This is a genomic window from Stenotrophomonas sp. NPDC077659 (assembly GCF_050268705.1).
In the GTDB taxonomy this organism is placed as follows: Bacteria; Pseudomonadota; Gammaproteobacteria; order Xanthomonadales; family Xanthomonadaceae; genus Stenotrophomonas.
Window position 1 is genome coordinate 1 of the sequence record NZ_JBNNHG010000010.1, and the last position, 10,791, is coordinate 10,791.

Consider the following 10,791-nt stretch of genomic DNA (forward strand, 5'->3'; position numbering starts at 1 on the left):
GCTACGAGCCGGGCCATCCACTGGCCGATGCCGATGGCTACATCTACCAGCCCGAGGGCGAGGGCGAGGGCGAGGACGATGACAACGGTACCCAGGCCCTTAAGGGGGTTTCCCTGGAAGTCGCACCGGGCGATTTCTTCGCCCTGCTCGGCCCCAACGGTGCCGGCAAGTCCACCCTGATCGGCATCATCAGCTCCCTGGTCAACCTCAGCGAGGGCCAGGTGGAAGTGTTCGGCAGCGACCTGGTGCGCAGCCGCAGCGCCACCATGCGCCTGATCGGCCTGGTGCCGCAGGAAATCAACTTCAACCTGTTCGAGAAGCCCTTCGACATCCTGGTCAACTACGCCGGTTTCTATGGCGTGGCCCGCCAGGAAGCCGAGCAGCGCGCCGAAGAGGAACTGAAGCGCGCGCATCTGTGGGAAAAGGCGCAGGTGATGAGCCGCACCCTGTCCGGCGGCATGAAGCGCCGCCTGATGATCGCCCGCGCGATGATGACGCGCCCGCGCCTGCTGATCCTCGATGAACCCACCGCCGGCGTGGACATCGAGATCCGCCGCGACATGTGGCGGGTGCTGAAGGAGATCAATGCCGCCGGCACCACGATCATCCTCACCACCCATTATCTGGAAGAAGCCGAGTACCTGTGCCGCAACCTGGCCATCATCAACCACGGCCAGATCGTGGAGCAGGGGCCGATGCGCGCCCTGCTGGCCAAGCTGGACGTGGAAGGCTTCCTGCTGGACATCGATGGTGAACTGCCGTCACAGCTGCCGGTGATCGAAGGCGCAACCCTCACCGCGCCCGATGCACACACCCTGGACATCGACATGCCGCGCGCGATGGACCTCAACCGCGTGTTCGCCGCGCTGAACGAGGCTGGCATCCGCGTGCGCTCGATGCGCACCAAGAGCAACCGCCTGGAGGAGCTGTTCGTGCGCCTTACCGGCAACCTGGAGACGTCTGCATGAGCACCACCGAGCTGACCGACGGCCAGCGCAACCGCATCGCCCTGATGACCATCGTGCGCCGCGAAGTGGCGCGCATCCTGCGCATCTGGGGCCAGACCCTGGTGCCGCCGGCGATCACCATGACCCTGTACTTCCTCATCTTCGGCGGACTGATCGGTTCGCGCGTGGGTGACATGGGCGGTTACAGCTACATGCAGTTCATCGTGCCGGGCCTGGTGATGATGAGCGTGATCCAGAACAGCTATGGCAACATCAGCTCCTCGTTCTTCGGCGCCAAGTTCGGCCGCCACGTGGAAGAGCTGCTGGTGAGCCCGATGCCGAACTGGGTGATCCTGTGGGGCTACGTGGCCGGTGCGGTGCTGCGCGGCCTGATGGTGGGCGTGATCGTGCTGATCATCGCCATGTTCTTCACCCCGGTACGTATCCCGCACCCGCTGGTGACGCTGACCACGGTCATTCTCGGGGCGACGATCTTCTCGCTGGCCGGTTTCATCAATGCGGTGTACGCCAAGAAATTCGATGACGTGGCCATTGTGCCGACCTTCATCCTGACCCCGCTGACCTATCTGGGCGGCGTGTTCTATTCGGTGAAGCTGCTGCCGGGCTGGGCCGAGGCGGCCACCCATGCCAACCCGATCTTCTACATGGTCAATGCGTTCCGCTACGGGCTGCTGGGCAGCAGCGACGTGCCGGTGTGGGTGGCCTACGCGCTGATGATCGGCTTCGTGGTGGTGCTGACCGCACTGGCGCTGTGGCTGCTGCGCCGTGGCGTGGGCATGCGGAGCTGAGAGTTGCCGGCAGGGCCTGCGGCCCTGCACCCGCTCAACGTCAACGTCAACGTCAACAGCTGGCATTCCGTGGGATGGCGGGGTGGGTCCGGTGGCAGGGGACGCCGTAAACCCGTCCATGGGGGCTTGGTCGCCGCATCCATGCGGCTCACACCCCTGCCACCGGACCCACCCCGCCTTCGACAGTTGGCCGGTGGCCAGTAGATCCACGCCATGCGTGGATGAGGCGTAAACCTGTAGAGCCGAGCCTATGCTCGGCTCTTTTTTTGCCCGCAATCTCCGGCACAATCGCTGGAAGACTTCCCCCAGAAAACGGTGAACGTGCGATGCGCATCCTGATTCTCGGCGCCGGTGGTACCGGCGGTTACTTCGGCGGCCGACTTGCCCAGGCCGGCGTGGACGTGACCTTCCTGGTCCGCCCGACCCGCGCCAGCCAGCTGGACCGCGATGGCCTGGTCATCCGCAGCCCCGTCGGCGATGCCAGCTTCCCAGTGCAGCACGTCACCGCCGACGCCTTGCCCGCGCTTGCCGCGCGGCAGCCCTTCGACCTGGTCATCCTCAGCTGCAAGGCCTATGACCTGGACAGTTCGATCGATGCCATCGCACCCGCCGTCGGTGCCGGCACCAGCGTGCTGCCCATCCTCAACGGCCTGCACCATTACGGCGCGCTGGACGCACGCTTCGGCCGCCAGGCCGTGCTCGGTGGCCTGTGCTTCATCAGCGCCACCAAGGCACCGGACGGCGCGGTGCTGCACCTGGGCAAGCCGGCCAAGCTGACCTTCGGCGAGCGCGACGGCGGCGCACTCTCCGACCGCGTGCGCGCCTTCGCCACTGCCTGTGCGCAGGCCAACCTGGACCACCTGGCCAGCGAGCACATCGGCCAGGAACAGTGGATCAAGTACACCTTCCTGACCGCGCTGGCGGCGGCGACCTGCCTGCTGCTCGCAGACATCGGCACCATCGTTGCCACTGATGATGGCGGGGCCATCGTGCGCGGCCTGTACGACGAGTGCCTGGCGGTGGCCGAGGCCGCCGGTGAGCCGGTGCCGCAGGCCGCACAGGACACTGCACGCGGCACCCTGACCCAGGCCGGTTCTGCGCTGAAGGCTTCGATGCTGCGTGATCTGGAAGCCGGCCAGCAGGTGGAAGCCGCACACATTGTGGGTGACATGCTGGCGCGCGCGCGCACGGCCGACCAGGAAGGCCTGCTGCTGCAGGTGGCCTACAGCAGCCTGCAGGCCTACCAGGCGCAGCGCCGCGCGTAATGACTGCAGCCGTCCCCCTGCCTTCGCCCGTGCTCGTCCTCGGCATGGGCTGGAGCGGCCGCGTGCTGGCGGCGCAGTTGCAGGCGCGGGGCGTGCAGGTGTCGGGCACGGTGCGCGATCCCGCGTCGGTCGCCGACGATGGTCTGCGGCGGCACCGCCTGCAGGCCGATGCTGCACCCTCGCCCGCGCTTCTGCAGGAGATCGCGCAGGCCCAGGCAGTTCTCTGCAGCGTGCCGCCGGATGCGCAGGGCGATCCCGTGTTGCGGCAGCTGCTGCCCGCCCTGCAGGCCAGCCCGGCGCTGCGCTGGGTGGGCTATCTGTCCTCGACATCGGTCTACGCCGATCGCGCGGGTGGGTGGATTGACGAATGCAGCGTGGCTGATGCCAGCGAAGCCGCTGGCGTGCAGCGCCGCCTGGCCGAAGCGCAGTGGCGGGCACTGGCCGACACACGCGGCATTGCCTCGGCGGTGTTCCGCCTGCCGGGGTTGTATGGCCCCGGCCGCAATGCGCTGCTGCAGCTGGCCGACGGGCGTGCCCGGCATGTGGTGCGGCCTGGGCTGGTGTTCAACCGTCTGCACGTGGAGGATCTGGCGGCGGTGATCATCGCGGCGATGCAACGGCCCACGCGGGATGGCCTGTATCTGCCCGCTGATGACGAACCCGCGCCACCGCAGGAGGTACTTGCCTATGCCGCGCAGCTGGGCGGATTCACGCTGCCGCCGGCGATGGCCTGGGATGACCCGGCAGTGAGTGCGACGCTGCGGCGCTTCTATGCCAGCAACAAGCGCATCGACAGCCGTGGCACGCGCCAAGCTTTGGGGTGGGCGCCGCGGTTTGCGACGTACCGGGAGGGGCTGGAGGATCTGGCCGCTGTGCGCGGCGCCTGATCCACACCGCTTCGCTCGCCGGGCATGGCCCGGCGCTACCGCCCTGCGTCCACTGCTCTTGTAGAGCCGAGCCCATGCTCGGCTTGCGGCAGCCGAGCATGGGCTCGGCTCTACAGGGTCAGGTCGCGTCAGGCAGGCGGAAGAACGTGCGCGTCGCGGCGGTGGCATTGGCGGCGGTCACCGCCACGTCTTCATCACGGTCGCGGGCAAGTTCCTCGACGATGTGCGCGAGGAACATCGGTTCGTTGCGGCGGTCCTTCGGCATGGGCTTCAGGGTTCGCGGCAGCAGGTACGGCGCGTCGGTCTCGATCATCAGGCGGTTGGCCGGGATGTTCTTCACCAGCTCGCGCAGATGCGCGCCACGGCGCTCATCGCACAGCCAGCCGGTGATGCCGATGTACCAGTCCTGGTCCAGGTAGTCGAAGAGCTCATCGCGTTCGCCGGTGAAGCAATGCACCACCGCCGGGCCGAGGCGACCTTCGAAGTTCTTCATCTGCGCCATGAAATCGGCGTGCGCATCGCGCTGGTGCAGGAACAGCGGCTTTCCATTCTCCGCCGCCAGCTGCAGCTGGCGCTCGAAGGCGCGGTGCTGGGCCGGGCGCGGCGAGAAATCACGGAAGTAGTCCAGCCCGCACTCACCCACCGCCACCACCTCCGGCTGCGCATGCAGCGCGCGCATCTCGGCATCGCATTCCTCGGTGTATTCCACCGCATGGTGCGGATGCACGCCTGCCGTGGCGTACAGGACGCCCGGATGCTGCTGGGCCAGTTGCAGGGCCAGCGGCGAGTGCTCGCGGCTGGCACCGGTGATGACCATCTGCACCACGCCGGCCTGCCGTGCGCGGTCCAGGACGGCATCGCGGTCGCGGTCGAAGGAATCGTGAGTCAGGTTGGCGCCGATATCGATCAGGTGCATGGTCATCGCGGGGAAAAAGTGCCCGCGCATTGTACCCGCGCATGCCGTGGCCCCTTATCCTCTGCACATGAACGCCCCGCTCTTCCCGATTTCCCCCCTGCTGCCGCAGATCCAGCAGCACCTGGCCGCGCAGCCGCGCCTGGTGCTGGAAGCACCGCCCGGTGCCGGCAAGACCACCCAGGTGCCGCTGGCACTGCGCGATGCGCCGTGGCTGCAGGGCCGGAAGATCATCCTGCTGGAGCCGCGCCGGGTGGCCGCACGCAGCGCCGCGCTGTTCATGGCGCGGCAGCTGGGCGAAGAGGTGGGCGGCACGGTCGGCTACCGCATCCGCTTTGAAAACAAGGTGTCGGCACGTACCCGCATTGAAGTCGTCACCGAGGGCATCCTCACCCGCATGCTGCAGGACGACCCGATGCTGGAAACGGTCGGCGCGATCCTGTTCGATGAATTCCACGAACGCCACCTCAGTGGCGATCTCGGCCTGGCCCTGGCGCTGGACGTGCAGGCGCAGCTGCGCGACGACCTGCGCCTGGTGGTGATGTCGGCCACGCTGGATGGCGAGCGCCTGGCGCGCTTCCTCGATGCACCGCGCCTGAGCAGCGAGGGCCGCAGCTACCCGGTGGCGATCAGCCACTTCCCGGCACGCCGCGATGAGGCGCTGGAACTGCAGGCCCGCCGCGCCGTGCAGCAGGCCCTGGCCGAGCATCCCGGCGACCTGCTGGTGTTCCTGCCCGGCCAGCGCGAGATCGCGCGCGTGCAGGCGGGCCTGCAGGATTCGCTGGAAAGCGGCGTCGAGGTGCTGGCGCTGCATGGCGAGCTGCCGGTGGAGCAGCAGGCGCGTGTACTGCAGGCGGCCAGTGATGGCCGCCGCCGCGTGGTGCTGGCCACCAACGTGGCCGAATCGTCGGTGACCCTGCCCGGCGTGCGCGTGGTGATCGACAGCGGCCAGGCACGCGAGCCGCGCTACGACCCCAACAGCGGCTTCACCCGGCTGGACGTGGTGGCGATCGCCCAGGCCTCGGCCGACCAGCGCGCGGGCCGCGCCGGACGCCTGGCCGAGGGCGTGGCGTGGCGGCTGTGGCCGCAGTCGCAGCGGTTGGAGCCACAGCGCCGCGCCGAGATCGACCAGGTGGAACTGGCCGGGCTGGCACTGGAACTGGCGGCCTGGGGCAGCAGCGATCTGCGCTTCCTCGACCCGCCGCCGTCCGGCCCGATGGCCGCCGCGCACGAACTGCTGCAACGCCTGGGTGCACTGTCGGACTCGGGCGCGATCACCGCACTCGGCCGCCGGATATTGGCGCTGGGCACGCACCCACGCATGGCGGCGATGCTGCTGGCCGCACCCGATGCCCGCGCACAGGCGCTGGCCGCCGACCTGGCCGCGCTGCTTGAGGCGCGCGATCCACTGCGCCAGGGCGGCGATGCACTGGCGGCACGCTGGCGTGCACTGGCCGCGTTCCGTACGGGACGTGCACCGACCGATGCCAACCGCAGCGGTCTGGCTGCGATCGATGCCGCGGCCAAGCAATGGCGGCGACGCCTGCGTTGCGAGGCCGCGCCGCCCACCAGCATCGAGGCGCACGCGCTGGGCGATCTGCTGGCCCATGCCTTCCCGGATCGCATCGCCTTCCAGCACCCCAGCGATCCGCTGCGCTACCTGCTGGCCAATGGCCGCAGCGCGCGCCTGCACGAACTGAGCGACCTGCGCGGCGAGCCGTGGCTGGTGGCCAGCGAGCTGCGCTTCGAGGCGCGCGACGCACTGCTGCTGCGCGCTGCGCCGGTGGATGAAGGCTACCTGCGCGCCGCGTGGCCGGCACGCTTCGTCACCGAAGACACCGTGCGCTGGGACAGCGAGCGCCGTGCGCTGGTGGCCGTGCGCGAAACCCGCTTCGACCGCATCGTGCTGGACAGCCGCTCGGCCGGACGCGTCGACCCTCAGCATGCCGCGCAGGCGCTGACCGACGCGGTGGCCGAACTCGGCCTGTCCGCGCTGCCGTGGACCGAGGGCCTGCGCCAGTGGCAGGCGCGGGTGGAATCGCTGCGCCGCTGGATGCCCGAGCTTGGCCTGCCCGACTGCAGCGACGCGGCCCTGCTGGCCACGCGCGCGCACTGGCTGCAACCGGCGTTTGCTGGCAAGAGCCGGCTGGATGCGCTGGACGAGGCCGGTTTTGGCGAAGCGCTGAAGTCGCCGCTGGAATGGTCGCAGCGGCAGCTGGTCGAACGCCACGCGCCGACCCGCATCACTGTGCCGTCCGGGCTGGAACGACCGATCAGCTACGCGCTGGACAGTGAGAGTGGCGAACCGCTGCCGCCGGTGCTGGCTGTGAAGCTGCAGGAGCTGTTCGGCCTGGCCGACACCCCGCGCATCGCCGATGGCCGCGTGGCGCTGACCCTGCACCTGCTGTCGCCGGGCGGTCGCCCGCTGCAGGTGACCCAGGACCTGCGCAACTTCTGGGAAAACACCTATGCCGAGGTGAAGAAGGAAATGAAGGGACGCTACCCGCGCCACCCCTGGCCGGATGATCCGTGGACCGCGACAGCCACGCATCGGGCCAAGCCGCGCGGGACGTGACCGGTAGTGCCGGCCGCTGGCCGGCAGACCCCGTGTCATCCAATGCGCAGAGGTTGCCGGCCAGCGGCCGGCACTACCAGGCGTAGACCCTGCCCGATCCTGAATGGACAGGATAGAGTCACCTCACCCACTGCCCTGACTGACATACCGTTTACAGGCAGCACGACACACTGGACTTCGACCCGAGGCAAAGGACCCCACCGATGAGCAAGCTGACCGTAATCACCGACCGCGCCCTGGAGCGCGCCCTGGAACTGGCGCACACCGCCGGCGATGGCCTGAAGAGCGCTGGTGGCAGCCTGCGCCATTTCGGCCCGCAGGCCAGTGACTGGATCAAGACCGGCGCCGCCGTGGGTGCGGTGAAGACCGGCGGCAAGGTCGCCACCAGGTTCGTGCGTCGCAATCCGGCCGTGGCCATCACCGCCGCTGCCGTTGGCGTGGGCCTGCTGGGTTATGCGCTGTACCGCAAGCAGCAGAAGAAGAAGGCCGCCAACGGTCAGGTGGTAAATGGCCAGGCCAAGCGCATCAACGCGCGTGACCGCCGCAATGCCACCGTCGTGGACGAACACAGCGATATCGGCAGCGACGCCTGAGTGTGACCGACCGGGCCGGATCCCTTCCGCAGGAAGGGCTCTGACCCCGAGCCAGGGCCGGATGCCGCGAGGCCTCCGGCCTTTCTGTTTCAGCCAATCTGCCGCCACTGTCCCGGCGGCAGATCGGCCAGCCGGTACGGCCCCATCGAAACGCGCACCAGGCGCAGCGTCGGCAGGTTCACCGCCGCAGTCATCCGTCGCACCTGGCGGTTGCGGCCCTCGCGGATGGTGATCGCCAGCCAGCTATCGGGCACGGTCTTGCGGAAGCGTACCGGCGGATCGCGCGTCCACAGCGGCGGCGCCGGATCGAGGCGCTCGATCTTCGCCGGCAGCGTAGGCCCGTCATTGAGCAGCACGCCGTCGCGCAGCTGTTGCAGCTGCTCGTCGCTGGGCGTGCCTTCCACCTGCACCCAGTAGGTCTTGTCGGCCTTGTGCCTGGGGTCGGTCAGCTTGTGCGCCAGCGGGCCGTTGTCGGTCAGCAGCAGCAGACCCTCGCTGTCATGGTCCAGGCGGCCGGCCGCATACACGCCCGGCGGCAGACCGAAACCGGCCAGGGTCGGCCGCGGCGGCACGCTGCGGTCGGTGAACTGGCAGAGCACGTTGAAGGGCTTGTTGAAGGCGATCAGCATTGCAGGGACGGCAGGCGGCGGTGGAACATTGTCCCACGCCGCGCGGCGCCGCCGATTTACGGCTTCACGAACCGCAGGGTCATGCGATCACTCTCGCCGATCGCCTGGTACTTCGCGTCGTCGGCCTTGTCGTGCTGGTTGGTCGGCGGCAGCGTCCACACACCGTTCGGGTGGTCCTTGGTATCGCGCGGGTTGGCGTTGACCTCGGTACTGGCGTCCAGCCTGAAGCCAGCGGCCTCGGCCATGGCGATCACCTGCTGCTGGCCGACATAGCCGGTGTCATCGTCGTCGGCCACATCGGCCTTGGCGCGATGCTCGACCACGCCCAGCACACCGCCCGGCTTGAGCACGTTGAAGAAGCCCTGGAACATGCCCTGCGCCTGCCCGGCCTTGCGCCAGTTGTGCACGTTGCGGAAGGTCAGCACCACGTCGGCTGAATTGGCCGGGCCGAAAACCGGCTTGGCCGGATCGTAGGCGACCACGGCAGTCTTGCCGAACTGTGCCGGGGCGCCGGCGTACTTCTTCTCCAGGCTGTCGCGGCTGCGCTGCTGGTAGTCACGGCCACGGCCTTCCGGCACCGCCATCGGATCGACCACGGCGGCGACGTAATGACCCTTGTCATGCAGCAGCGGCGCCAGGATCTCCGAGTACCAGCCGTTGCCGGGGGTGATCTCGATGACGGTCTTTTCCGGAGCCACCTTGAAGAACGACAGCGTCTGCGCCGGATGACGGAAGCCATCGCGCTTGACGTTGTTGGCATCGCGGGTGGGCGCCTTCACCGCCGCCTCGATGGCCGACGAGACCTGGATCTTCGCCGGCGCCATCGTGGCCGGTGCGGCGAACGCGGGAACAGCAGCAAGCAGGGCCGAAGCAAGCAGCAGGCGGCAGCCACGCAGGGACGAAGCAGGCATCATCGGGACGACTCCAGCGGAAGATGCGGCGAGACTAGCAGTCGCAGCGTCCCGGGTGTTCACAAAACGTTAGTTGCGTGCGCGCCGCGGAACACTGTTTTGTGGCCGTCGCCGCAGCACGGTCACACAACGCGTTTTATTCTGGAGCACTTCCCCAAGGAGTCCGTGCCCATGACGGCAACCCGCGAACTGGGCCGTTCCGGCCTGCATGTACGTCCGCTCGCCTTCGGTGGCAACGTGTTTGGCTGGAGCGCCGATGAAAAGGCCAGCTTCGCCCTGCTCGATGCCTTCGTCGATGCCGGCTTCAACCTGGTCGATACTGCCGATGTCTATTCGGCCTGGGTGCCGGGCAATGAAGGCGGTGAATCGGAAACGCTGATCGGCAGGTGGTTCGCACGCAGCGGCAAGCGCGACAAGGTGGTGCTGGCGACCAAGGTGGCCAAGTGGGCCGAACGCCCCGGCCTGACCCCGGACAACATCAATGCCGCGGTCGAGGATTCGCTGCGCCGCCTTCAGACCGACGTGATCGATCTGTACCAGGCCCACGAGGATGACGAGTCGACACCGCTGGAAGCCACACTCGCTGCGTTCGGTCGTCTGATCGAAGCGGGCAAGGTGCGCGCCATCGGTGCATCCAACTACAGCGCCACGCGCTTGGCCGACGCGCTGAAGGTGTCCACCGACTACAAGCTGCCGCGCTACGAGACCCTGCAGCCGGAGTACAACCTGTACGACCGCGCCGGCTACGAGAAGGAGCTGGAACCGCTGGTGCAGCGCGAGCAGATCGGTGTGATCGGTTACTACGCGCTGGCCAGTGGCTTCCTCAGTGGCAAGTACCGCACCCCGGACGATGCCGCAAAGAGCCCGGCGCGCGGCGAGACGGTGGTCAAGCGCTATCTGAACCCGCGCGGCCTGCGCATCCTGCAGGCACTGGATGACGTGGCCAGCAAGCACAACGCCAGTGCCGCGCAGGTCGCGCTGGCGTGGCAGATCGCACGGCCGTCGATTACCGCACCGATTGTCAGCGCCACCAGCGTGGAGCAGCTGCAGGATCTGCTGGCGGCCGCCACTGTCGGCCTGAGCGTGCAGGACATCGCGCAGCTGGACGCGGCCAGCGTGGAAGGGTGATTGCTGCATCCACGCACGGCGTGGATCTACTGCATGCGGGCGTGGCCAGGATCACCGCATCCACGCGTAGCGTGGATCTACTACATGCGGGCGTGGCCAGGATTCACCGCATCCACGCATGGCGTGGATGTACC

Annotated in this window: 10 protein-coding genes; 7 read left to right on the top strand and 3 right to left on the bottom strand. The window is 68.2% G+C overall.

Annotated elements, in window-relative coordinates:
• Nucleotides 1-20 precede the first annotated feature (20 nt).
• The 4 genes from ACQKDV_RS02805 to ACQKDV_RS02820 all read left to right on the top strand — a co-directional run bounded on the left by ACQKDV_RS02805 (nucleotide 21) and on the right by ACQKDV_RS02820 (nucleotide 3,908).
• Nucleotides 21-968, top strand: a complete 948-nt coding sequence (locus tag ACQKDV_RS02805; RefSeq protein WP_427782321.1) for an ABC transporter ATP-binding protein — start codon at nucleotides 21-23, stop codon at nucleotides 966-968.
• Entirely contained in the window at nucleotides 965-1,756 is a 792-nt protein-coding gene (locus ACQKDV_RS02810; RefSeq protein ID WP_427782276.1) for an ABC transporter permease, read from the top strand. The genes ACQKDV_RS02805 and ACQKDV_RS02810 overlap by 4 nt, the downstream gene beginning before the upstream one ends.
• Nucleotides 1,757-2,082: 326 nt before the next feature.
• Nucleotides 2,083-3,021, top strand: coding sequence for a 2-dehydropantoate 2-reductase (gene panE, locus ACQKDV_RS02815; RefSeq protein WP_427782277.1), 939 nt, complete (start codon nucleotides 2,083-2,085; stop codon nucleotides 3,019-3,021).
• Complete coding sequence (locus ACQKDV_RS02820) at nucleotides 3,021-3,908, top strand: epimerase (RefSeq protein ID WP_427782278.1); 888 nt, start codon at nucleotides 3,021-3,023, stop codon at nucleotides 3,906-3,908. Before panE ends, ACQKDV_RS02820 begins: the two co-directional genes overlap by 1 nt.
• A gap of 118 nt (nucleotides 3,909-4,026) precedes the next feature.
• On the opposite strand, the gene ACQKDV_RS02825 is transcribed toward ACQKDV_RS02820, so the two are convergent.
• Nucleotides 4,027-4,824, bottom strand: coding sequence for a TatD family hydrolase (locus tag ACQKDV_RS02825; RefSeq protein ID WP_427782279.1), 798 nt, complete (start codon nucleotides 4,822-4,824; stop codon nucleotides 4,027-4,029).
• A gap of 67 nt (nucleotides 4,825-4,891) precedes the next feature.
• On the opposite strand from ACQKDV_RS02825, the gene hrpB reads away from it, so the two are divergent.
• On the top strand, nucleotides 4,892-7,396 hold the full coding sequence (gene hrpB, locus ACQKDV_RS02830; protein ID WP_427782280.1) for an ATP-dependent helicase HrpB: 2,505 nt from the start codon (nucleotides 4,892-4,894) through the stop codon (nucleotides 7,394-7,396).
• A gap of 203 nt (nucleotides 7,397-7,599) precedes the next feature.
• A complete protein-coding gene (locus ACQKDV_RS02835; protein WP_427782281.1) occupies nucleotides 7,600-7,989 on the top strand; it encodes a hypothetical protein in 390 nt (129 codons plus the stop codon).
• Between the two features lie 89 nt (nucleotides 7,990-8,078).
• Here ACQKDV_RS02835 and ACQKDV_RS02840 read toward each other — a convergent pair whose 3' ends face one another.
• Together ACQKDV_RS02840 and ACQKDV_RS02845 are read right to left on the bottom strand one after the other, a co-directional pair.
• A complete protein-coding gene (locus tag ACQKDV_RS02840) occupies nucleotides 8,079-8,618 on the bottom strand; it encodes a pseudouridine synthase (RefSeq protein ID WP_427782282.1) in 540 nt (179 codons plus the stop codon).
• Nucleotides 8,619-8,674: 56 nt separating this feature from the next.
• Nucleotides 8,675-9,532: a class I SAM-dependent methyltransferase gene (locus ACQKDV_RS02845; protein WP_427782283.1), complete on the bottom strand. Its 858-nt coding sequence runs from the start codon at nucleotides 9,530-9,532 to the stop codon at nucleotides 8,675-8,677.
• A 168-nt stretch (nucleotides 9,533-9,700) separates the two neighbouring features.
• Here ACQKDV_RS02845 and ACQKDV_RS02850 point away from each other — a divergent pair, with 168 nt between their 5' ends.
• A complete protein-coding gene (locus ACQKDV_RS02850) occupies nucleotides 9,701-10,657 on the top strand; it encodes an aldo/keto reductase (RefSeq protein ID WP_427782284.1) in 957 nt (318 codons plus the stop codon).
• Nucleotides 10,658-10,791 lie beyond the last annotated feature (134 nt).